This window comes from Prochlorococcus marinus str. NATL2A, from assembly GCF_000012465.1.
Taxonomy (GTDB): Bacteria; Cyanobacteriota; Cyanobacteriia; order PCC-6307; family Cyanobiaceae; genus Prochlorococcus_B; species Prochlorococcus_B marinus_B.
On the sequence record NC_007335.2, the window covers coordinates 1,509,781 to 1,535,280 of the forward strand.

General features: G+C 38.8%; 24 protein-coding genes and 1 tRNA gene. 15 read left to right on the forward strand and 10 right to left on the reverse strand.

Features of this window, described 5'->3' with window-relative positions; translation table 11 throughout:
• Positions 1–10 precede the first annotated feature (10 nt).
• The 3 genes from rpoB to rpsT form a co-directional block, all read right to left on the reverse strand.
• On the reverse strand, positions 11–3,298 hold the full coding sequence (gene rpoB, locus PMN2A_RS08315) for a DNA-directed RNA polymerase subunit beta (RefSeq protein ID WP_011295361.1): 3,288 nt from the start codon (positions 3,296–3,298) through the stop codon (positions 11–13).
• Between the two features lie 254 nt (positions 3,299–3,552).
• Complete coding sequence (locus PMN2A_RS08320; RefSeq protein WP_011295362.1) at positions 3,553–4,344, reverse strand: TatD family hydrolase; 792 nt, start codon at positions 4,342–4,344, stop codon at positions 3,553–3,555.
• Between the two features lie 43 nt (positions 4,345–4,387).
• Positions 4,388–4,684 (reverse strand): 30S ribosomal protein S20, encoded by a 297-nt coding sequence (rpsT, locus tag PMN2A_RS08325; RefSeq protein WP_011295363.1) that lies wholly within the window; start codon positions 4,682–4,684, stop codon positions 4,388–4,390.
• A gap of 117 nt (positions 4,685–4,801) precedes the next feature.
• On the opposite strand from rpsT, the gene hisD reads away from it, so the two are divergent.
• Positions 4,802–6,151, forward strand: coding sequence for a histidinol dehydrogenase (gene hisD / locus PMN2A_RS08330; RefSeq protein WP_011295364.1), 1,350 nt, complete (start codon positions 4,802–4,804; stop codon positions 6,149–6,151).
• On the opposite strand, the gene rpiA is transcribed toward hisD, so the two are convergent.
• Both rpiA and PMN2A_RS08340 read right to left on the reverse strand, forming a co-directional pair.
• On the reverse strand, positions 6,138–6,848 hold the full coding sequence (rpiA, locus tag PMN2A_RS08335) for a ribose-5-phosphate isomerase RpiA (RefSeq protein WP_011295365.1): 711 nt from the start codon (positions 6,846–6,848) through the stop codon (positions 6,138–6,140). The two genes, hisD and rpiA, sit on opposite strands and share 14 nt — an antisense overlap.
• Positions 6,849–6,884: 36 nt before the next feature.
• Positions 6,885–8,030 carry a trypsin-like peptidase domain-containing protein gene (locus PMN2A_RS08340; RefSeq protein WP_011295366.1) on the reverse strand — a complete coding sequence of 382 codons (1,146 nt, stop codon included), beginning with the start codon at positions 8,028–8,030 and terminating at the stop codon, positions 6,885–6,887.
• Positions 8,031–8,128: 98 nt separating this feature from the next.
• On the opposite strand from PMN2A_RS08340, the gene PMN2A_RS08345 reads away from it, so the two are divergent.
• The 4 genes from PMN2A_RS08345 to infB are packed head-to-tail and all read left to right on the forward strand — an operon-like array spanning position 8,129 to position 14,113.
• Positions 8,129–8,680 carry a ribosome maturation factor RimP gene (locus tag PMN2A_RS08345; protein WP_011295367.1) on the forward strand — a complete coding sequence of 184 codons (552 nt, stop codon included), beginning with the start codon at positions 8,129–8,131 and terminating at the stop codon, positions 8,678–8,680.
• 55 nt (positions 8,681–8,735) lie between these two features.
• Complete coding sequence (gene nusA, locus PMN2A_RS08350) at positions 8,736–10,229, forward strand: transcription termination factor NusA (protein WP_011295368.1); 1,494 nt, start codon at positions 8,736–8,738, stop codon at positions 10,227–10,229.
• A complete protein-coding gene (locus PMN2A_RS08355; RefSeq protein ID WP_011295369.1) occupies positions 10,226–10,501 on the forward strand; it encodes a YlxR family protein in 276 nt (91 codons plus the stop codon). Before nusA ends, PMN2A_RS08355 begins: the two co-directional genes overlap by 4 nt.
• 60 nt (positions 10,502–10,561) lie before the next feature.
• Positions 10,562–14,113, forward strand: coding sequence for a translation initiation factor IF-2 (gene infB / locus PMN2A_RS08360; RefSeq protein WP_011295370.1), 3,552 nt, complete (start codon positions 10,562–10,564; stop codon positions 14,111–14,113).
• Between the two features lie 56 nt (positions 14,114–14,169).
• Here the strand turns inward: infB and PMN2A_RS10180 are convergent, their stop codons facing one another.
• Positions 14,170–14,436: a DUF3493 domain-containing protein gene (locus PMN2A_RS10180; protein ID WP_011295371.1), complete on the reverse strand. Its 267-nt coding sequence runs from the start codon at positions 14,434–14,436 to the stop codon at positions 14,170–14,172.
• A 33-nt stretch (positions 14,437–14,469) separates the two neighbouring features.
• Here PMN2A_RS10180 and PMN2A_RS08370 point away from each other — a divergent pair.
• Together PMN2A_RS08370 and folE are read left to right on the forward strand one after the other, a co-directional pair.
• A tRNA-Thr gene (locus tag PMN2A_RS08370) sits at positions 14,470–14,541 on the forward strand.
• Positions 14,542–14,799: 258 nt separating this feature from the next.
• Positions 14,800–15,546 carry a GTP cyclohydrolase I gene (gene folE / locus PMN2A_RS08375; RefSeq protein WP_011295372.1) on the forward strand — a complete coding sequence of 249 codons (747 nt, stop codon included), beginning with the start codon at positions 14,800–14,802 and terminating at the stop codon, positions 15,544–15,546.
• 63 nt (positions 15,547–15,609) lie between these two features.
• Here folE and PMN2A_RS08380 read toward each other — a convergent pair whose 3' ends face one another.
• Positions 15,610–16,839 carry a hypothetical protein gene (locus PMN2A_RS08380; protein WP_011295373.1) on the reverse strand — a complete coding sequence of 410 codons (1,230 nt, stop codon included), beginning with the start codon at positions 16,837–16,839 and terminating at the stop codon, positions 15,610–15,612.
• A gap of 255 nt (positions 16,840–17,094) precedes the next feature.
• Here PMN2A_RS08380 and PMN2A_RS08385 point away from each other — a divergent pair, with 255 nt between their 5' ends.
• A complete protein-coding gene (locus PMN2A_RS08385; protein ID WP_011295374.1) occupies positions 17,095–17,352 on the forward strand; it encodes a DUF3721 domain-containing protein in 258 nt (85 codons plus the stop codon).
• Between the two features lie 15 nt (positions 17,353–17,367).
• Entirely contained in the window at positions 17,368–17,811 is a 444-nt protein-coding gene (locus PMN2A_RS08390; RefSeq protein ID WP_011295375.1) for a hypothetical protein, read from the forward strand.
• A 132-nt stretch (positions 17,812–17,943) separates the two neighbouring features.
• On the opposite strand, the gene PMN2A_RS08395 is transcribed toward PMN2A_RS08390, so the two are convergent.
• Together PMN2A_RS08395 and PMN2A_RS08400 are read right to left on the reverse strand one after the other, a co-directional pair.
• Positions 17,944–18,561 carry a hypothetical protein gene (locus tag PMN2A_RS08395; RefSeq protein WP_011295376.1) on the reverse strand — a complete coding sequence of 206 codons (618 nt, stop codon included), beginning with the start codon at positions 18,559–18,561 and terminating at the stop codon, positions 17,944–17,946.
• Positions 18,562–18,719: 158 nt separating this feature from the next.
• On the reverse strand, positions 18,720–19,505 hold the full coding sequence (locus PMN2A_RS08400; protein WP_011295377.1) for a metal ABC transporter permease: 786 nt from the start codon (positions 19,503–19,505) through the stop codon (positions 18,720–18,722).
• A gap of 53 nt (positions 19,506–19,558) precedes the next feature.
• Here PMN2A_RS08400 and PMN2A_RS08405 point away from each other — a divergent pair, with 53 nt between their 5' ends.
• Positions 19,559–19,963, forward strand: coding sequence for a Fur family transcriptional regulator (locus tag PMN2A_RS08405; RefSeq protein ID WP_041711277.1), 405 nt, complete (start codon positions 19,559–19,561; stop codon positions 19,961–19,963).
• 23 nt (positions 19,964–19,986) lie between these two features.
• Here the strand turns inward: PMN2A_RS08405 and PMN2A_RS08410 are convergent, their stop codons facing one another.
• A complete protein-coding gene (locus tag PMN2A_RS08410) occupies positions 19,987–20,682 on the reverse strand; it encodes an ABC transporter ATP-binding protein (RefSeq protein WP_011295379.1) in 696 nt (231 codons plus the stop codon).
• A 92-nt stretch (positions 20,683–20,774) separates the two neighbouring features.
• On the opposite strand from PMN2A_RS08410, the gene PMN2A_RS08415 reads away from it, so the two are divergent.
• The 5 genes from PMN2A_RS08415 to PMN2A_RS10875 all read left to right on the forward strand — a co-directional run bounded on the left by PMN2A_RS08415 (position 20,775) and on the right by PMN2A_RS10875 (position 25,425).
• Positions 20,775–22,310 carry a metal ABC transporter solute-binding protein, Zn/Mn family gene (locus PMN2A_RS08415; protein WP_144043292.1) on the forward strand — a complete coding sequence of 512 codons (1,536 nt, stop codon included), beginning with the start codon at positions 20,775–20,777 and terminating at the stop codon, positions 22,308–22,310.
• Between the two features lie 54 nt (positions 22,311–22,364).
• Complete coding sequence (locus PMN2A_RS08420; RefSeq protein WP_011295381.1) at positions 22,365–22,682, forward strand: hypothetical protein; 318 nt, start codon at positions 22,365–22,367, stop codon at positions 22,680–22,682.
• A 9-nt stretch (positions 22,683–22,691) separates the two neighbouring features.
• Complete coding sequence (locus tag PMN2A_RS08425; RefSeq protein ID WP_011295382.1) at positions 22,692–24,074, forward strand: CobW family GTP-binding protein; 1,383 nt, start codon at positions 22,692–22,694, stop codon at positions 24,072–24,074.
• The gene (locus PMN2A_RS08430; RefSeq protein WP_011295383.1) at positions 24,062–25,135 is read left to right on the forward strand and encodes a WD40 repeat domain-containing protein; all 1,074 of its coding nucleotides are present in this window, start codon (positions 24,062–24,064) and stop codon (positions 25,133–25,135) included. Before PMN2A_RS08425 ends, PMN2A_RS08430 begins: the two co-directional genes overlap by 13 nt.
• Before the next feature lie 146 nt (positions 25,136–25,281).
• On the forward strand, positions 25,282–25,425 hold the full coding sequence (locus tag PMN2A_RS10875; RefSeq protein ID WP_011295192.1) for a hypothetical protein: 144 nt from the start codon (positions 25,282–25,284) through the stop codon (positions 25,423–25,425).
• The last annotated feature ends 75 nt before the right edge of the window (positions 25,426–25,500 follow it).

The following is a 25,500-nucleotide window of genomic DNA, read 5'->3' on the forward strand; positions in this document are numbered from 1 at the left end:
ATTGAATCGATTACTCCTCGTATTCTTTACCTAATGATTCATAGGTAGGTCTACTTGGCGTGCTTCTACGAGGATTGACATCTTGCATTAGATCAACTTCTTTTCCATCATCTGTATAAACTCCAATATCTAATCCCAATGACTGAAGTTCTCTCATTAAAACCTTGAAAGATTCTGGAGTCCCAGGCCTTGGAATTGGCTTGCCTTTAACAATCGAATTAAGAGCCTCATTCCGACCTTGCATGTCGTCAGACTTTACAGTTAAAAGTTCTTGCAAAGTATATGCTGCCCCATAAGCCTCAAGTGCCCATACCTCCATTTCCCCAAGCCTCTGTCCTCCTTGTTGAGCCTTTCCACCTAGAGGCTGTTGAGTAACTAAAGAATATGGACCTGTTGATCGAGCATGAATTTTATCATCGACTAGATGCACAAGTTTTAGGAAGTGAGCGTAGCCAACGGCAACTGGTTGATCAAAAGGTTCACCGGTTCGACCATCCTTAAGGAGTAACTTCCCAGGGTCCTTAGGGTTGTATACCCATGATTTACCTGGCTGCTTTGCAGCCTTTTTTAAATAGGCTTGTACAGTCTGATTAGACATTTCTGGTCCATACATCTCATCAAATGGGACAATTTTAACTCTGCAATCCAAGTTTGAGGCAGCCCAACCCATAAGAAGCTCAAAGACTTGTCCTACATTCATTCTGCTTGGAACCCCAAGTGGATTGAGGCATATGTCTACAGGTGTGCCATCAGGAAGATAAGGCATATCCTCTCTTGGCAGTATTCTACTTATAATCCCTTTGTTGCCATGCCTTCCTGCCATTTTATCGCCAACTTGAATTTTCCTGCGTTGCGCTACATAGACTCTTACAACCATATTTGCGCCAGGTGGTAACTCATCACCTTGCTCTCTTGTATAGATCCTTACATCAACTACTCTTCCTCTTTCAGTTGAAGGAACTCGGAGAGAGTTATCTCTTACATCTCTAGCTTTTTCTCCAAAAATAGCTCTTAAAAGTTTTTCCTCGGGAGGCTGATCTGATTCTCCTTTAGGGGTTACTTTTCCAACAAGTATGTCACCACTCTCAACGTAAGCTCCTATTCGTATTATTCCCATTTCATCCAAATTCCCAAGGTTTTCTTCTGAAACATTTGGGATTTCTCTTGTTATTTCTTCAGGACCTAGCTTGGTTTGACGAGCTTCTATTTCATATTTTTCTATATGGACAGAGGTATATAGATCATCTTTAACTAACCTTTCACTAACAAGAATTGCATCTTCATAGTTGTATCCTTCCCATGGCATGTATGCAATTAATACATTTTGACCAAGAGCTATTTCCCCTCCTTCACATGCCGAACCATCAGCTAAAACTTGACCAACAATTACTGGGTCACCATTAAACACTATAGGCCTATGGTTTAAACAAGTATCTTGATTAGATCTCTGATATTTTTGCAAGTAATGCGTGTGATCATTTCCCTCGTCATCAGTAACGACAATTGCATTGGCGTCAACATAAGTCACTTTTCCATTTACTTTTGAAATTGGAACCATGCCAGAGTCTCTAGCAACTTGAGTCTCTAAACCAGTCCCAACTAAAGGCCTTTCTGGACGCAAAAGAGGAACTGCTTGTCTTTGCATGTTGGAACCCATCAAAGCCCTGTTAGCATCATCGTGTTCCAAAAATGGAATTAATGATGCAGCCACAGAAATAACCTGAACAGGTGATAGTTGGACATAATCAACTTGTTCAGGAGAAACCGTTTCAAAATCTTGTCGATACCTAACTGGAACAAGTTCTGCCATTATTTTCCCTTCTTCGTTTGTAGCCACATCACCTGGCGCAACCCTACATTCATCTTCTAGATCTGCAGAAAGATAAATAGGATCACCTTCCTTGATTAATCGACCATTTTCCACTTTCCAAAATGGTGTCTCAATAAAACCGTATTCATTTACTCGTGCGTGAGTTGCTAACGAATTAATCAGTCCTGCATTTGGTCCTTCAGGTGTTTCAATCGGACAAAGTCTTCCGTAGTGAGATGGATGAATATCCCGAACGGCAAAGCCAGCTCTTTCACGAGTTAAACCTCCTGGTCCCAAAGCAGAGATACGTCTTTTATGAGTTAATTCAGCTAATGGATTGGTTTGATCCATGAATTGACTTAATTGACTTGAACCAAAAAATTCTTTTATTGCTGCTACTAAAGGTTTTGGATTTACCAATTGCGCAGGGGTAAGTGAATCTGTCTCACCAACGGTCATCCTCTCTTTAATTATCCTTTCAAGTCTATTTAAACCAACTCGAACTTGATTTTGTAGAAGTTCACCAACTGACCTAACTCTTCTATTACCTAAATGATCAATATCATCCAAAGTAGCTCCACCAACATCTAATTCTAAATTGATTAAATAATCTAAGGTAGAAAGAACATCTTCGTTGGTTAGTGTTCTTAAATTATCAGGAATAGTTAAGCGTAATTTCTTATTTATTTTATATCTACCAACCCTTCCTAAATCATATCGTTTTGGATCAAAAAATCTTGTTTGGAGTAGCTGTTGGCCACCACTTACTGATGGAGGTTCACCTGGTCTTAACTTTTTATAAAGCTCTAACAATGCTTGGTCTTCTGAACTTATACCTTCTTCATTTGCCGCATCAATTGACTTTTTATAAAACTCAGGATGTCGTAATTTATCTATAACGTCATTATCTGATAAACCCATTGCCCTCATTAAAACATGGGCATTTATTTTTCTTGTTTTATCTACACGAACATGCAGCAAATCGTTTTTATCAGTTTCAAACTTTAACCATGCTCCGCGATTAGGAATAACGCTTGCATTGTAAGTTCTCCTACCATTTTTATCTTGCTCATCTTTGAAATAAACTCCTGGACTGCGAACGATTTGATTGACTATTACTCTCTCAGCACCATTAATTATAAAAGTTCCACGTTCAGTCATTAAAGGTAGTTCACCTATAAAAACTTCTTGTTCTTTAATCTCTCCGGTTTCTTTATTCACTAAGCGACAAGTGACATACATTTGAGAAGCAAACGTTGCATCTCTTCTTTTTGCTTCTTCTACATCATGCCTAGGACGCTTAAGCTTATATTCTGCTCCAATAAAATGCAGCTCAAGCTTACCTGTATAGTCAGTAATGGGAGAAAAATTGTCTAATTCTTCTATTAAGCCTTTATCCAAAAACCACTTAAAACTTGATCTTTGCACCTCAACCAGATCAGGCAGATATGTAGCTGCTTTGGCTACCTGAATCGCGCTTCTGCTCATTCGAGAACCTGCGTTTATATGTAGAGGACGGGGTTAATGTCTTGTCCTTTAGATCGAAAAATGACCTTTACTAAGAAAAAAAAACAAACAACAATCTCCGCAAAGACTGAGATTTGAAATTGAATTTACTTAATCAACGAACAAACCGACTCAAAAGGTGAACCTTAAGGTTTAAGCGTAGATACCACGCCTAGGCAAGACAATGAATAACTCTACACTCAAACCAGAGAATTAACTAGAGGAAATGATGATATTTAAGGCAACGCAAACAATTCCCTTGCGTTTTGAGTGCTTTTTTCAGCAATTTCAGAAAAGCTTTCGCCTCTAATCTCTGAAATTTTATCTACCACGTGCTTTACGAAAGAAGGTTCATTCCTTTTGCCTCTATGAGGGACAGGTGACAAGAAAGGGCTATCGGTTTCAACTAAAAATCTACTTTGAGGAACTTTTTTAGCACATTCATGGATATCAATAGCGTTTTTGAAAGTTACATTTCCACTGAAGCTTATGTAAAAGCCAAGATCAAGAAACTCTTTCATCTCTTTGACATTGCCACTCCAGCAATGCATAACTCCTTTTGGACAGCAACCATGCTCAGAAAGCTTAGCAAAAACTTCTAACATTTCTTTTGCGGCATCTCTGCAATGAACAATAACCGGTAACTTCAATTCAAAAGCCAAGTTTAATTGCGGCATTAAAATTGAAAGCTGCTCACTCAAGTTCTCTGCTTTGAAAAGATCTAGTCCTAATTCTCCAATAGCAACAACTCGACTGTCATCAAGAGCTGCATTTTTTAAAACACTTAAAGTTTCAGGTCCCCAATGATGGGCGTCCAATGGATGAACTCCTACTGAATATCTCAACTCCTGAAATTGATCAGCCATTGATTTAATAGCAGGAATTTCAGATGGTTCTACGCAAGCATGCAATAAAGCTTTAACTCCTTGTGATCTCCACCTTTCTGCAACTTTTTCTCTATCCTCATTGAAGTTAGAGAATACGATATGGCAGTGACTATCAATTATCGAACTCTTCGAATCGCTCAAGATAGAAAAATGAAATTCTCTTTCAATATTAGATTATTTATTCTCAAACAACTTCTTTCAAAACCTTCTTAAGCGCAACGCTAAGTCGAGATTTCTGATTAGCTCCTGTATTTTTGTGCAAAACACCTTTTTTAACGGCTTTATCAATTTTGCTAAAGGCTAAATTAAATGTTTTTTGAAGATCTGCTTTGGATTCATCACCAGGTTCTTTTTCAAATATTCCACAAGCTACAAAGCATCGCTTCATTAAAGTGCGTACTGTAGATTTGTAATTTTTGTTTTCAAGGCGGTTGCGTTCCGCAATTTGAATTCGCTTTTTAGCTGAGTTGGTATTTGCCACAGAGGCTTAGTGTTTTAGTCTTATGTTAATCCACACTACCTCAAGACCATGAAGAAGATCTACATAAATCAAAATTAAGGCATAAGATAATCAAATTGAACCAATAGCCAAAAGTTCATGACGCAAATAATTAATAAAGACGAGGTTCAAGAAACCTCTTCAAAAAAATTGACCATAAAAACAGCTAATAGCATTGATCAGGCACAGTTTGAGCTAAGGAAAATTACTGAGAGAACATCTGGAACCGTTCAAGATGAAGCTATAAAGGTAGTTGACGATATTCTTAAAAACGTAAGGGAAAGAGGGGATGAGGCACTTACAGAATACACTTCTCGCTTTGATGGATTTCTAACGGAAAAATTTCAAGTTTCATCAGATTTAATACTGAAAGCTTGGGAAGAGACTCCTAGGGAACTTCAAGATTCACTTTTATTGGCAAAAAAAAGAATTGAAAAATTTCATAGTCTTCAAGTACCAAAAAATATTACTTATACAGGACCCAATGGTGAAACACTTGGAAGAAGATGGAGCCCTGTTGAAAAAGCAGGCATTTATGTTCCTGGCGGAAGAGCCGCCTATCCCAGCACCGTGTTAATGAATGCTATTCCTGCTTATGTTGCAGGAGTTAATCAAATTATTATGGTTTCTCCTGCTAACTCTCAAGGAGAGATAAACCAAACCGTTTTAGCTGCAGCACATATTACAGGTATCAACAAAATCTTTCGTCTTGGAGGCGCTCAAGCTATTTGCGCACTTGCTAGTGGAACTGAATCAATTCCAAAAGTAGATGTAATTACTGGTCCAGGAAATATTTATGTAACGTTGGCAAAGAAAAAAGTTTATGGAAAGGTAGGAATTGATTCTTTGGCTGGTCCAAGCGAGATCCTAATAATCGCTGATCAATCAGCAAAATTAGAACATGTTGCATCTGATATGTTAGCTCAGTCAGAACATGATCCTTTAGCCTCAGCGATACTAATCACTACAAATACAAAATTAGCTGAAAAGTTACCCGCAGAAATTAACCGTCAATTAATTAATCATCCAAGATTAAAAATATGTCAAGAATCAATTTCCAACTGGGGTTTAATAGTCCTTTGTGATGATTTAGAAACTTGTGCGCAATTAAGCGATACTTTTGCCCCAGAACATCTTGAATTACTTGTAGAGGACCCAAAAAAATTATCAGAAAGCATAAACAATGCTGGGGCAATATTTATGGGCCCATGGAGCCCAGAGGCTATTGGAGATTATCTTGGCGGGCCTAATCACACTCTTCCCACTTCTGGAACTGCAAGATTTGCTGGCGCTCTTGGGGTTGAAACTTTTATGAAAAATACCTCACTTATAGATTTTTCAAAAGAAGCATTTAATGAAAATAAAAATGCAGTTGTACAGTTAGCCAATAGCGAGGGACTACATAGTCATGCAGAATCAATACGAATTAGAGACTCTAAATCTTTTTAAGTGATTCAACACCAACAACATCACTTTCTACTTTCCCAACCAATACTTCATCAGTCAGGTTTACAAAAAGTCCATTTTCAAGGACACCGGGAATATTATTAATTTGACTTTCCAATAGTTCAGGTTTATCAATACCGTTCCTAAAGGTTAAATCCAGTATCAAGTTTCCCTGATCAGTAACTATAGGTCCAGCCTTTTTCTGAGCCATCCTTAGATTCCCTTCTCCTCCAAGATTTATTAATGTTTTTTGTACTTGTTTCCAAGCAGAAGGAAGAACCTCTACAGGTAATTTGAAATCAAGGTTCAATTTTTCAACAAGTTTAGTTGAGTCAACAACAACTATAAATTTTTTAGCTAAAGCAGCAACAAGTTTTTCCTGCACATGACAAGCTCCTCCTCCTTTGATTAATTGAAATTTGGGATTAACTTCATCAGCACCATCAATTGCAAGATCAATTTCTGAAACAGATGAAAGAGATTTAAGTGGTATGCCTAATTCAGAAGCAAGAACTTCACCCTGAAAAGATGTAGTCACTCCAACAACATCTTTAATTTCTCCTGATTTTATTTTTATAGCAAGAGCTTCAATCATCAAAGCTGCTGTAGAACCAGAGCCAAGGCCTAGAATCATACCGTTTTGAATTTGATCTACAGCAGCTTGAGCAACTGCTTTTTTCATCTGGTTTTGGAGATCCATTTAGTCATACCTTTTCGAAAGACAGTAGCAAGATTTCTAGCTAATTCCTGGTAAAGCAGCTGGCTTAATAGAAAGATTAATCTCTTTATTATTTCGAACCACTTCCAATTCAAATGGCTTTCCTATTTGAGCATTTTCAACTTGCATGAGTAAAGACCTAGGATCATTAATTGCATTACCCCCTGCATTAATTACAAGATCACCCCGTCTTAGACCTCCTTCCTCTGCTGGACTTTGAGGGATAACAGACTGCACAAGTGCTCCTGATCGTTCAGGTAAAAAAATCAATGCATTTGGATCTTGATTATGTTCTTTAGCTATTCTTTCATTCAATAAAACCAACTGAGCACCCAAGTAAGGATGAATAACCTCACCGTTAGTGAGCAGTTGATTGGTAACTTTTGAAGCAAGATTGATTGGAATTGCGAATCCAAGTCCAGCCCCTGGACCTGATCTGACCAAAGTATTAATTCCAATAACTTCTCCATTTGCATTTATCAATGGTCCTCCGGAATTCCCAGGATTTATTGCTGCGTCAGTTTGAATTAAATCCAATCTCTTATCAGAAAAGCCAAGAGAATTAATGTCTCTATGAAGACTGCTGACTATACCGAGCGTGACAGTGCTTTCAAGGCCATAAGGTGTTCCAAGAGCAATTGCCCAGTCCCCAACTTGGATATCTTCTGAATCACCCAATTTTGCACTTTCTAAATCAGGAAATTCTTTAATTTTCACCAAAGCTAAGTCAGTAACTTGATCGGTTCCAACAACTGTTCCATCCACTTGATTTCCATTTTGAAGAGTAACTATCACACGATCAACTCTTTCCACTACATGAGCATTGGTGAGAACTAATCCAGAGCTATCGATTATGACCCCAGAGCCTTGCCCTCTCTCTTTTTTGGGAAAAGTTCCCAAATCCCCTAAAAGATCTTTTAGTAAGGGATCTAACAAATCAGATTCAAATTCATCTGTTTGAAACTCTCTTTCAATATCAATCCTTACGACCGAAGGTGAAACTTTGCTAGCTACATTGGCAACAAAACTATGTGATTCGCTTTCTTGAAAATCTGCTAACGCGAATACAGATATTGGCTCAAATAAAAAACAAAAAAGGATTGAGAAAAGGGAAAATATACTAATGAATCGCCGCATAATTTCTAACTTTCTGAGACTCTGCATAACTAGTCTAGACTTCTAAAAACAATAAAGTAGAACAATCCAAAATAAAGAGAACTTGATTTTAGAGGTAACCGAAACCTTTATCTAGTAATATTTAGTTGCCTGACGGTACCTCTTTGAATAGAGGCGGGTCAAAACTTAAACCGCTCGGGCATCCTGCCCGACTTCGACACTGCCTCTTGTCTAATCAAACCGTTTCAGAATTGAAGGTTCTTACAGCAAAGTCAGCTACTAATTATGGCTTTGATGTAACTGATTTTAAGATGTTTACTCATCTAAACCCCTTATCAATTCAGGTAAATATCCGACACAAAAATCCTGACAAGAAAGTCACTATTGATGACTGTTCTATCCTTAGTCAATATATTGATGAAGCTATCCAAGGTTCTTCAATACTTGATCAACCTTTCAATCTTGAAATCAGCAGCGAGGGAATTGGTGATTTTTTAACAGAGGAAAAAGATTTTCAAACTTTCAAAGGTTTTCCTGTTGAAGTTAGTTATCAGGATTTAAAAAAAATTGAACAACAAATTAATGGTTTGCTTCTAAAAAGGACAGATAATGAACTCCATATAAATCAAAAGGGGAAAACCCAACGGATACCGGTCGAAGACGTTATTCAAGTCCGACTAGCAACACCCTCTGGTTAAAATCTAGATAGTAATTATCTAACCCAATCATTTTCATCCCTATATCCCATCATCGATGGCTCTTGTTCTACTCCCAGGCTTAAATAACTTAATTGAAGACATTAGTGAGGAAAAAAAGCTTCCATCACAAGTCGTCGAAGCTGCTTTGAGAGAAGCACTTCTAAAAGGTTATGAACGATATCGAAGAACTCTTTATTTAGGTATCAGCGAAGATCCTTTTGAAGAAGATTATTTCAGTAACTTTGATGTTGGTTTAGATCTAGAAGAGGAGGGGTATAGAGTTTTAGCCAGTAAAATAATAGTTGAGGATGTAGAGAGTGATGATCATCAAATAGCAATAGCAGAGGTTATGCAAGTTGCTGATGATGCTCAAGTTGGCGATACCGTTGTACTAGATGTGACTCCAGAGAAAGAAGATTTTGGAAGAATGGCTGCGGCTACAACCAAGCAGGTTTTAGCCCAAAAATTGAGAGATCAGCAAAGAAGAATGATTCAAGAGGAATTTGCTGACCTAGAAGATCCAGTGCTAACTGCCAGGGTCATTAGATTTGAAAGGCAATCAGTAATCATGGCAGTAAGCTCTGGTTTAGGTAGACCAGAAGTAGAAGCAGAGCTTCCAAGACGAGATCAATTGCCAAATGATAATTACCGAGCAAACGCAACATTTAAAGTATTTCTTAAAGAAGTTAGTGAAACACCTAGGAGAGGGCCTCAACTTTTTGTTAGCAGGTCAAATGCTGGATTGGTTGTATATCTGTTTGAGAATGAAGTTCCTGAAATTCAAGAAGGTTCAGTACGTATAGTTGCTGTTGCTCGTGAAGCAAATCCCCCTTCAAGAGCAGTAGGTCCCAGAACAAAAGTAGCTGTTGACAGTATTGAAAGAGAGGTTGACCCCGTTGGAGCATGTATTGGTGCAAGAGGTGCTCGAATTCAACAAGTTGTAAATGAACTTCGTGGAGAAAAAATAGATGTAATTCGTTGGTCTTCAGACCCTGTTCAATACATCTGTAATTCATTAAGTCCTGCAAGAGTTGAAGTAGTTAGACTTGTGGATCCAGAAGGTCAGCATGCTCATGTCTTAGTTCCTCCAGATCAACTTAGCCTCGCAATTGGTAGAGAAGGGCAAAATGTAAGACTTGCTGCAAGGCTTACAGGATGGAAAATAGATATCAAAAATTCACAAGAATATGATCAAGCCACTGAAGACTCGGAGGTTGCGGAATTAATTTCTCAAAGAGAAGAAGAAGAATCTTTACAGAGAGAAGCTGAGAAGAGATTAGAGGCAGAACAGACAGCTAGAGCTGAGGAAGATGCACGCCTAAGAGAGCTATACCCCCTCCCAGAGGATGAAGAAGACTTTCAAAATGAGGAATTGTCAAACATCGATAGCAATGAAACAGAATCTGAATCTGATTTTGAATCTTCTGAAATTGATTCAAATATCGATACTGATGACGCTGAAACCGAAGAAAGTGATATTGATGAAACAATCGAAGACACAGTTACTGCTAAAGATAAAATAATTACAGAAGAGGAAGGAACCCGGTGAGTCAAAACCCCATTCTGCGTAGGTGTATAGCTTGCAAAAAAGTTCTTGATCGCAAGTATTTTTTGAAAGTTACTAGAGATTTTCAGAATGGAGTAGTTTTCTCAGGTGGGATGGGAAGATCAGCCTATCTCTGTCCAACTGAGTCATGTTTTGAAGAAGCTTTGAAGCGTAAAAGATTACAAAAGTCTTTGAGATGTGATATTCACTCAAGCGTTTTCAATATGCTCCAAAAACAACTTAATACCTGCATTGATTCAGATACTGAGGCATGATGTTCATTAAGAGAACTCAGTAAACTCAAAAACCAAATCTAAAGTTCAAGCACAACATTAATGACCAGCAGCGGTAAAATCAGAATTTATGAATTGTCCAAGGATTTAAGCCTTGACAATAAAGATGTGCTAGACGCAGCCAGAAAACTTGCAATAGCAGCAAAGAGCCATAGCAGCTCGATAAGCAGTCTTGAGGCAAATCAAATCAAAGATTTTCTAAAGAAAAGCAATACTATTAATACGACCATTAAATCCAGCAAGAACTTAGACAAGCAAATTCTCTCCGTTAAAAAAAATCCTGTCAAAACTCAAAAAGATCAAAAGACCGAACCTAAGAAAAAAAACCACGATCAGACAGAGCTTTCACAAGCAAAGTTAAATACCCTGTTAAAACCAAGTCAAACTTTAATTAAAAGCCAAGGATCTTCTCAAGCCAATAACCAAAAAGCTTTAAAAAATAAATTCCCTGCTAAACAGCAAATAACTTCGCCCTCTAAACCAAACAAACCTTTACCTCCAAACCCAAGAGTAGAAGTAAAACCCATTATCTCTAAGCCCTTAACTCAAGCCGAGCGTGCGATTCCACAATCCGAACAAAAAAAAGATGGCCAATTCATTAACCAACCAAAAAGATCTGAATTAGCTAAAAAATCAATTGGTCAACCAAAGCAAATTAATCCTCAGGAACCAAAGAGACCATTAGCACCACCAAGCAGACCAAAAATAGATATCCAAGATAAAAAACCCTTACAACCTAATAACCAAAAGGCAAAAACAAGAATTAATCAAGGTGAAATTTCTCCTCAGAAAGTTGGCCAAGGTAATATCCAAAAAATTAAAAGTCAAAATAAACAGAATGCGCCATCGAGGACCCCTCAGCCTCCAACCAAAGGAAATACTCTTGAACTAGTAGGTGCCCCAATACGAAAAGAAAAACCTGTAAATAAACCTCATACGAACGAAGTAAGAAATAAGCCCGTAATGCCATCAAGGCCAGGCGCACCAAAACCCCCAACCGCAGCAAATCGTCAAGGATTATCAAATCGACCTGGTTCTAATAACAGAATTGGTGGGACAGGTCGACCTGGTTCGCCAAATCGACAAGGTCCTAATCGAGGTGGAGTAGCTAATCGAACTACTCAAGGTCAAAACCGTCCAGGGGCTAATAATCGAGCAGGAGCGCCAGTTCGTAGTGGATCTCCAAATCGAGGGGGGATGCAAAATAGACCTGGAGTGCCTACCAGGTCCTTGGGTGGCCCAAACCGTTCCAACAATCGACCAGGGGTTCCGTCTGGCATGAGAAAACCAGTTGCACCTAGTGAATTGATGCAACTGCAAAAACCACAAGCCAGACCAAATGCTCCACAAAGAAAAACTGATTCCCCAACTAGCCTTAGACCTAAAAGAGAAAACTCAACTGGAGCAAGGCCACCAGTAAATAGGCCAACTCCAGCAGCTCCCAAGAAGCCAGCTCATAGGCCTGGTGGTACTGCTGCTGCCCCAAGAAGAACAGGAAGACCTGATTGGGATGACAGTGCAAAGCTTGATGCTTTAAGAAATAAATCCCCCCAAAAGCAGCGTCAAAAGGTCCACATCATTGGAGAAAATGATGATGCACTAACTGCAGAAAGAGGTGGATTCGCAGGGGAACAACAAGCAGTTGTTCTCTCAGCAAGCTTGGCACGACCATCGAAGCCGAAAGTTGGAAAGAGAAACAATGGGAAACCTTTAACTGCTCTAAAAAAACGTAAAAAAGAAACAACTCGTCAAAGGCAACGAAGACGTGCAATGGAATTAAGAGCCTCTAGAGAAGCAAAACTTGTAAGACCGGAAATGATTGTTGTTCCAGAAGACAATCTCACAGTTCAAGAGCTTGCTGACATGTTGAGTGTTGAGAGTTCCGAAATCATTAAATCATTATTTTTCAAAGGAATTACTGCAACTGTTACTCAATCACTAGATCTAGCGACAATTGAGACAGTTGCTGAGGAATTCGGCGTACCTGTTCTTCAAGATGATGTTGAAGAAGCGGCAAAGAAGACAGTTGAAATGATTGAGGAGGGAGATTTAAAATACTTAATAAGAAGACCTCCCGTTGTGACGGTGATGGGGCACGTTGATCATGGAAAAACATCTTTACTAGATGCTATTAGAAAAGCAAGGGTTGCAGCAGGGGAAGCTGGGGGCATTACTCAACACATTGGTGCTTATCAAATTGAGACTGAACACGATGGATCAACTAAGAAACTAACTTTCCTTGATACCCCTGGACATGAAGCTTTTACAGCAATGAGAGCTAGAGGCACTAGGGTCACAGATGTAGCAATTTTAGTTGTAGCTGCTGATGATGGCGTTAGGCCTCAAACCCTCGAAGCTATTAGCCATGCAAGAGCAGCAAAAGTACCCATTGTCGTAGCAATCAACAAAATTGATAAAGAAGGATCTTCTCCCGACCGCGTAAAACAAGAGTTATCTGAGCAGGATTTATTGTCAGAAGAATGGGGAGGAGACGTGGTAATGGTTCCCGTTAGTGCCATTAAAGGCGAAAACATCGATAAACTTTTAGAGATGGTTTTACTCGTAACTGAGGTAGAGGATTTACAAGCAAACCCAGACAGATTGGCTAAAGGTACAGTGATTGAAGCCCACTTAGACAAAGCGAAAGGGCCTGTTGCAACATTACTAGTTCAAAATGGCACCCTTAAATCAGGAGATGTAGTCGCAGCTGGTCCTGTGCTTGGGAAAGTAAGAGCGATGGTAGATGAAAATGGATCTAGGATTAAAGAAGCAGGTCCATCTTGTCCAGTTGAAGCTCTTGGATTCAGTGAAGTACCAACAGCTGGAGATGAGTTCGAAGTTTACCCAGATGAAAAGGCCGCAAGAGCAGTTGTGGGAGAACGAGCCACAGACGCTAGAGCCGCAAGACTTGCTCAGCAAATGGCTTCTAGACGAGTTTCTCTTTCCTCGATGTCTGGGCAAGCAAGTGAGGGTGAACTTAAAGAATTAAATATCATCCTCAAAGCTGACGTTCAAGGAAGTTTAGAAGCAATACTTGGCTCTCTAGAACAACTTCCTAAAGACGAGGTCCAAGTAAGAGTATTACTATCAGCTCCAGGTGAAATCACTGAAACTGATATTGACTTAGCAGCGGCCTCTGGTGCAGTCATAGTTGGATTCAACACTTCAATGGCATCGGGCGCTAAGCGCGCAGCTGATGCTAATGGTGTTGACGTAAGAGAGTACGAAGTTATTTATAAACTTTTAGAAGATATCCAATTAGCAATGGAGGGCCTTCTAGAACCAGAAATGATAGAAGAAGCTCTTGGTGTTGCCGAGGTTCGAGCAATCTTTTCAATTGGCAAAAGTGCCGTTGCTGGTTGTTATGTAACCAATGGAAAAATACAACGGAATTGTAGGGCCAGAGTTAAACGAGGAAAGCAAATCGTTTTTGAAGGCGATCTAGATTCACTAAAAAGGAACAAAGATGACGTCAAAGATGTATCAACAGGCTTCGAATGCGGAATAGGCTGTGATCGCTTCGCAAACTGGGAAGAAGGAGATCAAATTGAAGCCTTCAAGCTTGTTACTCAAAGAAGAAAATTAAATAATTAGCTTCGCTTATTTGTTAGACCCTAAACCTGACTAGATAACTAATAAAAGCTAGACCACTAATTTGATTCCTCTTTACTCCTATCTTTAAACAACAAAAACCCCAGAATTACTAATGCTGATGTTTGGATTGCAAGATCGTTAATAGAGACAGTGTCTCCGGCAATAATATTGGTAACCATGATAAATAAGCCAAGTGCCGCTGACCCAAATAGAGCTATCCAAACAGCTCTTCTCAAGCCCCGATAAGGATTTTTAGTCTCCTTCAACAGTCGAGCTCTTAAATTAGGATCCAGATTGGAATCAGGCTTATTAGAATTACTCAAAAATAAAATTAAAGATGATAAATTTATTCTAGTGCCGGTGTAGCTCAGGGGTAGAGCAACTGATTCGTAACCAGTAGGTCGGTGGTTCAATTCCACTCATCGGCATAAAGTTTTTAAATAACTTTGCAAAAATTTTCCTGATAGAAGGTGATCTAAATTAAGAACGCAAATATATATATATACCCTTAGGGCGACTTTGATAACTGCTGAAATGGCTAAACCTTTCCCTTATAAAGCAACTGTTACTAATGATTCTCAGAAAAGCTCCTAGGAATTCTGTTCATAACGAAAGTGATCTTAATATGTTAGGGTCTTAGCGCTCTAAATGTATGTCATCGGTTTTTACCCTTACAAACAAAGGTTATGACTTCTACTGCTCCCAATGAGAATATTAAGGATAATTTAAAAGATCAAATTTCTTGCAAATTAGTCTCAGAAATAATTCGCGAACGTATACAAGCAAAAGGAGCTAGATTCCATGCAAATGATAATATTTCTGATTTCATTCAGCCAGGAGAACTAGAAACTCTAGAAAGAGAAGTTGCCACCAGAGTTAGAGATTTGCTGAAAACTTTATTGATTGATGTTGATAATGACCACAACACTCAAGAAACTGCAGAACGCGTTTCTAGAATGTATCTAAATGAAGTATTTAAAGGCAGATATCACCCTCAACCTAAAGTTACTAATTTTCCTAACGATAGGAATTTAGATGAGATCTATACACTTGGACCAATAACTGTTCGTTCTGCATGTTCTCATCACTTTGTTCCAATTCTTGGAGACTGCTGGATAGGAATAAAACCTGGAGAAAAAGTTATTGGGATATCTAAATTTGCAAGAGTAGCTGATTGGGTCTTTTCTAGGCCACATATTCAAGAAGAAGCTGTCATGATTCTTGCTGATGAAATAGAGCGATTATGCGAACCCAAAGGTCTAGCGATACTTGTTAAAGCTCAACATTATTGTATGAAATGGCGCGGAGTCAAAGAGCCTGAAACCAGCATGATCAACTCAATCGTTAGGGGTGATTTTCGCCATGATGCAAGCTTGAAGCAGGAGTTCTTCGAACTTGTTAAGCAACAATCCAATTTCGGTAAAAATTATTAGAAAGTTTTAAAAAACTATCAACTGACATAGAAGAAAACCCTCAATACTCACGAGGCTTTAGATCTAGAAGTTAAAAGTGGTTTTCACCAAAGCCCCATTTACTTCCTCTTTACCATCTTTCTCGATAACAAAGATCGCTGGGGTGACTGTGAGACTATCGCTAACTTTAAAATCGTAAAAAGCTTCCCAAGCTAAAGGATCGTCATAACCACTGTCATTTCTATGAGTTTCTGCTGTTCCAATACCAAAACCAAACTTATTGCCTTCAATCAAGGCGTTATTCCATAAAAATCCAATAGACCATGTCTTTCCATCTTCAACTTTATTCATAGAAGTATCAGGACTATCATCGTTTTCAGGATTCTTCCATCCTATTCCTCCACTCAAGCTGTAGTCGTCTCCAAATTGATAGCTACCACTGACCCCGAAAGAGGAGTAGTCGTTAATATCAGGAGAATTGTCAGTTCTCCCGTTGTCAGACTGTGTGAATGCAGCTGCAAGAGTATATCTCTCATCAACCCATGCCAACTGAGTAGTGATGTGGTCTTTACCTTCATCAGCTAAAAAGCCAATCGAAGAGTTTGACGCGTCTTCTGAAACGAAAAGTGCAGAGGCAACTAATTTTTCATAGGACCAAGTAATTCCAGCGCCCGCACCCATCTTCTTGGAATAAGTATCATTCGCACCTGCCTGATTCAAGACAAACAAAACTCCATCACTTGGGTAAGCACTAGGCCAAACTCCAAGCAAATCATCTTGGCGGAGCTTGGGACCAAAAGTTACTTGAATATCATCTCCAACAGGGAACTGATAATAAGCCTTATGAAGTTCCAACGAATCACTACTACTGAAAGCAGTATCTAATCTTGCCTCACCCATCATTCCAAAGGGTTCCATCATGCCAAAATTGCCAATGCGAACAGCAGTTTTAAGCATGTCTTGACCTGTGAAACTGGTCATAAACATTAACTTTGTATCGTAATGAAAAACTGTTCCATCCTTTTCGTCAGAAGGAGACATTCCGCCCATTCCACCCATTCCACCCATTCCAGAATCGCTCACGCCATCTACTCCACCCAAAACAAAAGTCGTTTTACCCATAAACATAGTTGAGGGGTATGAATCTCCCATATTCATATGACTACCATGGTGATCATGATGACCTTGGTGCTTTTCACCTCCTGCTTGAACAGCAATTGGAGTTATGAAGCCTAAGACAGCAGGGATTGAGATTAATTGAGCAAAGAGTCTCATAGACCTTATAAGACTAGTAAAACTAGTAAAGCTATTCATGTCTCGTGAAACTAGCTTCTCAGGCTTGTTAAAGGTATAGAATGTGTGCTTTTTGATACAAAGAATCGTATTTTTAGTCTTTGCCAGGAAGAAACTTAGAACTAATTTCCATCAAAATCTAGTCTCAAAAAGAAGAGATAAAGAATAGTTGGATTGTTTAATTACTTATCTGTTCTAGATTGTCTGAAAGATTCAATGACAAAGCTCTAGGCTTAATTAGTCTAAAGACTAGGTTTACTAGCCAAAAATAGATAAATGAACAAATTCAAGCCTATTCTCTCTACAATTATTCTTTCTATATCATTTTCACTAATAGGATGTTCAGATAATTCTCAAACAAAAGGTACTCCCTCTCTTTTTGAGACAAAAATAGAAGCCGAAAAAGCAGCCAAGGAGTTCAATTGCACTGGAGCTCATAAAATGGGTGACAAATGGATGCCTTGCAAAAGTCATTCTGCTCATGAGGATAAAGAACATAACAAGTCCAACAATGAACATCACCATCATCACTAGATTTTCGAACAATAAATGACAACCAAAAATAGTACAAATCAAAAAGATATCGAAGCACCTTCGCATTGTGGAAGCAAACCAAAAAAAATTGCATTTGGCATAGCACCACTTGGATTCATTTCCATTGGAATTGTTCCCATGGGTATTGTTAGCATTGGAATTGTTCCCATGGGTGTCGTTTCTATTGGTGCTGTAGCCATGGGAGTAATAAATGCCTCAATAGTAGGAATGGGAATATTTTCTGCCGGAATAACAACCATGGGTCTAAAGGTATGGAGTCCAGAAAACAATGCTATTCAGGAGTCAATCAATCGCTCTAATTCTTCGTCTTCAAAAAATATATATGCATATCCAACTAAAGCTCAGGCAGAGAGCGAAGCCAAAAAGATCGGATGCAATGGGGTCCATAAGATGGGTAAATTATGGATGCCTTGTGCAATCCATATCAACCCTAACTAATCTAGAAGTAATAAAGAATTTAAAGTTGCGGTTTAAAATCCTTGGCAATATATCTACAAACGACTCAATTCATCTCCCTGTTTTTTAACAAATTAGGATTTAATTAACTTTCGAAAAGTGATCTTAATTGGTCTAAGAATATATATCTTCAACTAAAATTGGCCCCTTTTCGCAAATTTGCTGCTGTGAAGGGAACTCTTTATCGGAGCAACAACATTCTCCTCTATCTGAATTGTTGATCCAATTAATAATCCCTGTTCGGATTGGTTGAGGACATACGTCTCCTTCTTTGAGGTGATTAATTTCTTCGCTTGTTAAAGGATCAGCATGTTCAATAAAAAGAGACTCTTTAAGTCTAAAAGAACATGTCTCATCCCATTGTTCAAAACAATTTATATGGTTTATAAAATCATTCCATGCCTCTTTCATTGATCTATATCCCTTTCTTTTTAATTCTTTTTTAAAAACAGCTTTGATAAATTCATTAAAATTTTCTAATTCTTGAGATGTAAAAGGTTGAGTTCTTTGAGCTTTAAGTGCTGGCAATTGAAGATTATTTTCAATTAATTGAAGCCTTTGTTCAATTGTTTGAAATCTAGAATCTATCGATTCAACAGGAAGGTTCTCTATTTGATTAACAAAACAATCAGAGACAAAACCAACCAATGATTTACCAGAAATCCTGGCACTCTCTTTAATCTTTTCTAAGAGTTTTGGATCAATACTTACATTAAGTTGCGTTCTCTTCATGATTCAATCAATAAAAGGACGAATTAGAGATCAACTTGTTCTATTTTATTCAAACTAAAATCAAATCGTTGTTATTTTCAGATTTCTTGATCTAATTCTAGATTCATAGAGTCTCATCAAATATAGCCAAAAAAATTATGAAAATTTTGTATTCAATTCTAATTACTCCTTGGAAGCAAGATCAATGAAATTACACAAAGAACACTAATAAGTGGGCCTGGAGGCAAATTCATAAACATAGAGAACGAAAAACCAATGATCGATAAAACTAATCCAAATATGGAAGATCTAACCATCGCAACCCATAGAGAGCTAGCTTTCTGTAAACCCAACAAAGTTGGAGTTGAGAGTAACGCAATCACAAGGATGACCCCGACTGCTGACATTGAGCTCACAATGACAAGTGCAGTGGTAAATCCCAGAGCTAAATTTAAAAAAGACACATTAACTCCACTTGAGGCAGCTCCTTCTGGGTCTAAACCAATATGAACAAGCTTGTCGTACCCAAAAAGCATTAAGCAAATGAATGCCGAGAACGCAATCAAAGTTCTTAATAAATCGCTCAAATTTGCAGTTAATAAATCTCCAAACAAAACAGCCTCTAAATCAATCCTGATTCCAAGTAAAGGTATAAGCAAAACTCCAAGTCCCATCGAACCAGCAAGAATTGTATTCATTACAGCTTCATAATTTTGATTTTTCTTATTTGTCAAACTCTCTGCTGCAATAGCTCCCACTAATCCGCTTAAGACACCTCCAATAGATGGGTCAATCCCAAGCGCCATAGCCAAGGCAAGTCCTGGCAAAACACAATGTGAAATTAAATTGACTTGAAGAAGCCTTTTGTGAGTGATCAATACAGTTCCCATAGCAGGGCAAAGTATTCCTGAAAAGGAAGTTATCAAAAGAGGAATTATCCACCAATTTGTATTGAAAAAAGACATTAAGCCAATGATTCAGTATGGTCAGTAAGAGAGATCAAGTTAAGATCTTGCTAATGAGTACAAGCAAGCCTGAAATCACTAAACGACAACAACAACTGCTCAATGAACTCAAGAACTGTACTGATGAATTGAGCGGGCAAGAGCTGCATAGACAACTTCATAATGGTGAAAAGGCAATGGGACTGACCACGGTCTATCGAAACCTGCAAGCACTAGTAAAGCAAGGTTTGATTCGTTCCAGACATCTTCCCAACGGTGAGGTTCTTTATGCGCCCGTTGAAAGAGATATACATCATTTAACTTGCGTAAGCTGTGGAGAAACCACACGCTTGAAGGGATGTCCGGTCAAAATGATGGATCTGTCGAAAAACACCTCTAAAAACTTTGAGCTTTTGTTTCATACTCTTGAGTACTTTGGTCTCTGCCAAACTTGTTCTCAGCAATTGAATGCTGGATAAGAGTATTTGAATATGAATCAAACCTATAACTTCCACCTCAAATAATTAATTGAACTAAGTTTTTCTTGAACTTCCTGAGGGCTACCAGAAGCCAAAATAATTTTATCTAAAGCAACAACCTTGTCATAGGCATTTAAAGATGTTCCCCAGTCGTGACTACTAACAAAAACCGTGAACCCCGAATCGGCTAGCTGACGAATAATTAACAGGAAATCTTCTTTAGCCGGAGGATCAAAGGCGGAGCAAGGTTCATCAAGAAGAAAAATTTTGGCTGGATTCATTAATGTTTTTGCAAGTAATGCTCTTTGTTGCTGTCCACCAGACAGAGCATCAAGTCTCCTTTTTGCTAAATGAGATATTCCAACACGTTGAAGAGCCGCTTCTAATTCACAACAAGTCGATTTCGAATGATTGACTCGGCCCAAAGAAACTAATCCTTCAACAGTAATTGGAAAATTCCAATTGAGCTTCCCCCTCTGAGGCATTAAAGCCACTTGAGATCGATTATTTCGCAATGGTTTCCCATCAACAGTAATTTCCCCTTGATTCGGTTTACTACTCCCTTGCAGCAAGCTTAATAATGTGGACTTACCAGCACCATTCGGACCAACAAGAGCAGTCAAAGTACCTTGCTCAAGCTTTAGAGAAACCTTGCTTAAAGCAGGTTTAATTTTACTTGAATAAGAATATGTCAAATTTTCAGCAATCAAGCTAGGCATTAATTAGAGGATTTGCTGACAAGAAACATAATATACTTGCCAAGACCAAATGAAAATGATTATCGTTTTAGATACGCTTTGTGTTTTTAACGTTGAATTTTTCAAATCAGTCCAAAAAGGTTAAACCCATAATCAATAAAACAGTTCTCAAAAGTTCTCTTGTTGCTGGAGCATTTTTATTTTCTGGAATCAATCAGACAGCGCAAGCAAATACAAAATCAATTGTTGCTGTAGAGCCATTGGTTTGCGATGTTGTATCTGCGATTGCACCACCCTCTACGCCCGTGACCTGCTTAATTGACAGAAAGCAAGATGTTCATGATGTCAAGATCACTCCAAGGCAAGCTCAAACACTAAAAAGTGCGAATCAAGTATTTACTCTTGGTTCAGAGATGACCCCTGCAATTAAAAAATGGTTGGATAATCCTTTAACTGTTGTCGTTGGTGTAAGTGCAATAGAAATAGACGATCATGACGACCACGATGATCATGACGATCATTCAGCTGCTAAGCATGATGATCATGACGACCACGATGATCATGACGATCATTCAGCTGCTAAGCATGATGATCATGACGACCACGATGATCATGACGATGCCCATGGAGAGGGAGCTTTTGAATGGGCTGGTGTTTTTGATCTTTCCGCAGGAGTCTACAAATGGTCTTTCGCCAAAGTTGATGGAGACTATGCTGATCCTGCGATGAAAATGGTTATTCTTAAGTCTGGTGATATTGAAGCATCAGAAGAGCTTGCTAAAGAATTATTAGGATCCAAAAATTCAGAAGTTAAGCGCAATAATGACAAACTTATTGCGCAGGACAAAGCCTACCTTCTTACATTTAATGAAAAGAAAGACATCACAACATTTACTGTAGAAATCAAAAAATCTGGTAAATACGCTTTCTTTACTGAGCATATGCCGTTTGAGTTTGAAGCCGATGAACATTTCTTTAAAGATGTTTCAGGCGACGATGTGGAACCGATTTCCCAAGTACCAGATGAAGGAGATCATCATCACCATGACCATGGAGGCTTAGATCCTCATATTTGGCATGATCCACATAACATCATCAAGATGGGAAATGTAATTTCTAAAAATATCAACAAAAAGATTTCATTCTTTGATAGAGAAACTAAAAAAGTTTTAAAAGAAAGAACTCAATCTGTAAATTCCATTTTGAAAGATCTAGATCAATGGACTCAAGAACAAATAGCTACTATTCCTTCTGATCAAAGGACGATGGTTTCTAAGCACAAAGCCATGGAATATTATGGAGATGCATTTGGATTGAAGACCATGAGCCTACTAGATTTTCTTGGTGATTCATCCAGCCTTAGGCCTCAAACTATTTCAACTGTATTAGCTGAGCTTAAAGAAGAAAACGTGAAAGTTTTATTCGCTGAGCAAAAGCCTCCTTCAAAGCTATTGAGAAACCTCAGTAGACAAACTTCCACTCCTATCGCATCAAATCAAATCTATGTTGACGGTCTAATGCCAACAGGGAATACTGTTTCAGTTGCTGTACATAACACCTGCACAATTGTTAATTCACTTGGTGGAGAATGTGATGAGCAAGAGGGCGATGAACTTGAGGGGAAATGGAATTCTTTAACTAATCCTTAATTTTTACAGAGACAAACCCGTCTACATTTAAAAATGTAGACGGGTTTGAAAAAAATGTTTCCAACTAAAGGATATAAAGTTTACAAACAACACTGGGAAGACCAGGCAAGTTTCATGGATAAACCACCATGGGATAAAGATAAGATATTAAAACTTACTGTCGCAACTGATTTTGATGACAATCTAAAAGAACTTCAATTTTCAAATCATTCGCTGAAAAAAGAGAATAGCAAGCTTACAGTAAGACTAAAAGTTCCTTACAATTATCATGAGCTTGATGACTTTGAATTAAAATCACTTGAATTGTTGGGTATCCAAAAGAATTGGCTAACTGATATTTCTCTTGATAGCACTCATTGTTCCCATCGTTAATTAAAGAAAATGAGCAACACGCAAAAAGTACCGGTTACAATATTGACTGGTTTTCTAGGATCTGGCAAAACAACCCTACTCAATCGAATCCTGAGCGAAGAGCACGGTAAAAAAATAGCTGTTATTGAGAATGAATATGGTGAAGTTGGCATTGATCAAGGATTAGTCATCAATGCTGATGAAGAGGTCTTCGAGATGTCCAATGGTTGCATTTGCTGCACCGTTCGTGGTGATCTTATTCGTGTACTTGGAAACCTCATGAAGAGGCGAGACAAATTTGACTATGTATTAGTTGAAACTACTGGCCTTGCTGATCCTGGTCCTGTTGCTCAGACATTCTTTATGGACGATGAAATCCGTGAGGAGTTTTCACTTGATGGAATAGTCACACTTGTTGATGCAGCCCATATAGAGCAACAACTTGGTCGAAGTGATGAGAGTTCGGAGCAAGTTGCCTTTGCTGACGTCCTTGTCCTAAATAAAACCGATCTAGTTTCAGATGAATCACTCGACAACTTAGAATCACGGCTACGCGATATGAATCGTATGGCTCGTGTCATACGTAGTAAACAAGCAGACGTCTCAATTGATACTGTGCTAAATCTAAGTGCTTTTGATCTAGATCAAGTACTTCAGCGTCGTCCAACTTTTCTTGAACCAGAATACCCATTTGAGTGGACAGGTGTTTTTTCACTTGAAAAAGGTCGCTATGAACTTACGCTCGAAGAAGGTCCAGACCCCACAATGTCTCTCGTCCAGTTATTAGACCAAGGTAAAGACGAGACAGCTCTTAACACAGGTGCTGAATCATGCGTGAGACTCTACGCAGAACAAGAACAACTTATGAATCCAGGGGATTTGGTTCCAGTCGGCAAGCATGTGAACCTTCAACTTCAATCCGAAGGGACTAAGTCCTTCTTCATAGATGTTGATAAGGCAAGGGATATAGGTCTATTCACGCAACATACAGCCGAAGAATTTAATATGAAATTAACGAAAGTAAATACTCCTTCTACAGACGAGATAGATAATGATCAGAACATCTCTACAATTTCTCCAATAGCTGAGAGGGTTTGGGTAGCTGAACACGAACACGATGACGAAGTAGGTTCATTCGCTATCGAGCGAGAGGGTGATGTCGATCCGGAGAAACTCAATAGATGGCTAAGTCGACTTTTGTCTGAGAAAGGTGTAGATATATTTCGCACTAAAGGTTTCATTAGTTATGCGGGTGAATCTAAGCGAATAGTTTTTCAAGGAGTACACATGCTCTTCACAGCACAACCTGATAAAGAATGGGGCAATGAACCTCGCCGTAACCAACTCGTCTTTATCGGTAGAAATCTTGATGAAGCAGAAATGATCAAGGAGTTTGATAAATGTCTGGTATAGAAGCATTTAGTCCCAAGGGAATGCTTCATGAATGTTGGTCTGCTCAAGCTAACGACTACGCGATTGTCTGCGGCTGGGCACTACAAGGTAAAACTTTTTTAGTAGGTGATGTCGCTGGTGGGCTTTATGCATTTGAGGGAATATCTGGAAAGCTCATTTGGCAAATAAAAGACATACATAAAGGTGGCTTACTCGCAATGTCTATACATCCAAATGGAAAGACTTTTGCAACTGCTGGCCAAGATGGACATGTAAATATATGGGAAAGCCAAAAGGGTACGTCAACTAAAACTTTGGAACTTGGGAAAGGATGGGTTGAGCACATCAAGTGGTCCCCAGACGGAAAATTTTTAGCTGTAGTTTTTACTAAATACGTCTATGTTTTTGATGATAAAGGTCAAGAACATTGGCGATCAGAGGAGCATCCCAGTACTGTCAGCGCGATTGCTTGGTCTAATTCAAATGAATTAGCAACAGCATGCTATGGCCAAGTCACTTTTTTTGATGTAGTAAATGACAAGATCAATCAAAAGTTGGAATGGCGAGGCTCACTAGTATCTATGGTGCTTAGTCCAGATGGAGACATAGTGGCATGCGGCAGCCAAGATAATTCTGTTCATTTCTGGCGTCGTTCAACTGATCAAGATTCAGAGATGACAGGCTACCCAGGTAAACCAAGTCACCTAGCTTTTGATCAAACCGGCACAGTCCTTGCTACTGGGGGTAGTGATCGCGTGACGGTTTGGAGTTTTCAAGGCGATGGTCCTGAGGGAACTGTACCAGGAGAGTTAATGCTTCATACGGAACCCATTTCATGTCTTGCTTTCTCACACAGCGGGATGCTTTTAGCTTCTGGCTCGAGAGATGGTTCAGTTTTTTCTTGGTTTCTCCAAAAAGATGGTCAGGGTGATCCAGTTGGTGGTGCATTTGCCGGTGACCTTGTAAGCCAAATCGCTTGGCACCCTGATGACACTGCCTTGGCTGCAATAAATGCAAACGGAGGAATTACGGTTTGGGAGTTTAAGGTTCGGACGAAAACGTCACCTCAAGGATTCGGATAAGGTCAAAATTTCTTATTTCCAATAGTTTCTCGAGAGCTACTCGATTGCTATTGGCTAGAAAATTAAAAACCCAACAAGAGGAGTTTTTACTGATGTATAAATATTCCACATAACTTATATATGGTTATATCCCACTAGAGGACTCAATGAAAAAAACAATTCTTTGGCTTCAAGAATTACTCATTTCGATGGGAAATGCTCTATTTCATCCCTATAAAGATAACTCACCTCCAAGTTTTGAGGCACAGCCTTTCAGAGATGACCCTTATAAGAACCGAGGAATTGCATAGTTAAGGTCAAAATTGTTTTAAATTTCAAGGAGAGGTTCAAGTGGGCCTCTTTTTTATTATCTATTTACGAGAAGA

Excerpts from the sequence above, each read along its gene's own strand:
- PMN2A_RS08380 (WP_011295373.1), bottom strand. The coding sequence starts at position 16,839 with ATGAATAGCTTTACTAGTTTTACTAGTCTTATAAGGTCTATGAGACTC.
- PMN2A_RS08405 (WP_041711277.1), top strand. The coding sequence starts at position 19,559 with ATGAGTACAAGCAAGCCTGAAATCACTAAACGACAACAACAACTGCTC.
- hisD (WP_011295364.1), top strand. The coding sequence starts at position 4,802 with ATGACGCAAATAATTAATAAAGACGAGGTTCAAGAAACCTCTTCAAAA.
- rpiA (WP_011295365.1), bottom strand. The coding sequence starts at position 6,848 with ATGGATCTCCAAAACCAGATGAAAAAAGCAGTTGCTCAAGCTGCTGTA.
- PMN2A_RS08395 (WP_011295376.1), bottom strand. The coding sequence starts at position 18,561 with ATGAAGAGAACGCAACTTAATGTAAGTATTGATCCAAAACTCTTAGAA.
- infB (WP_011295370.1), top strand. The coding sequence starts at position 10,562 with ATGACCAGCAGCGGTAAAATCAGAATTTATGAATTGTCCAAGGATTTA.
- nusA (WP_011295368.1), top strand. The coding sequence starts at position 8,736 with ATGGCTCTTGTTCTACTCCCAGGCTTAAATAACTTAATTGAAGACATT.
- rpoB (WP_011295361.1), bottom strand. The coding sequence starts at position 3,298 with ATGAGCAGAAGCGCGATTCAGGTAGCCAAAGCAGCTACATATCTGCCT.
- PMN2A_RS08425 (WP_011295382.1), top strand. The coding sequence starts at position 22,692 with ATGAGCAACACGCAAAAAGTACCGGTTACAATATTGACTGGTTTTCTA.
- folE (WP_011295372.1), top strand. The coding sequence starts at position 14,800 with ATGACTTCTACTGCTCCCAATGAGAATATTAAGGATAATTTAAAAGAT.
- PMN2A_RS10875 (WP_011295192.1), top strand. The coding sequence starts at position 25,282 with ATGAAAAAAACAATTCTTTGGCTTCAAGAATTACTCATTTCGATGGGA.
- PMN2A_RS08340 (WP_011295366.1), bottom strand. The coding sequence starts at position 8,030 with ATGCAGAGTCTCAGAAAGTTAGAAATTATGCGGCGATTCATTAGTATA.
- PMN2A_RS08400 (WP_011295377.1), bottom strand. The coding sequence starts at position 19,505 with ATGTCTTTTTTCAATACAAATTGGTGGATAATTCCTCTTTTGATAACT.
- PMN2A_RS08420 (WP_011295381.1), top strand. The coding sequence starts at position 22,365 with ATGTTTCCAACTAAAGGATATAAAGTTTACAAACAACACTGGGAAGAC.
- PMN2A_RS08430 (WP_011295383.1), top strand. The coding sequence starts at position 24,062 with ATGTCTGGTATAGAAGCATTTAGTCCCAAGGGAATGCTTCATGAATGT.
- PMN2A_RS08390 (WP_011295375.1), top strand. The coding sequence starts at position 17,368 with ATGACAACCAAAAATAGTACAAATCAAAAAGATATCGAAGCACCTTCG.
- PMN2A_RS08385 (WP_011295374.1), top strand. The coding sequence starts at position 17,095 with ATGAACAAATTCAAGCCTATTCTCTCTACAATTATTCTTTCTATATCA.
- PMN2A_RS08410 (WP_011295379.1), bottom strand. The coding sequence starts at position 20,682 with ATGCCTAGCTTGATTGCTGAAAATTTGACATATTCTTATTCAAGTAAA.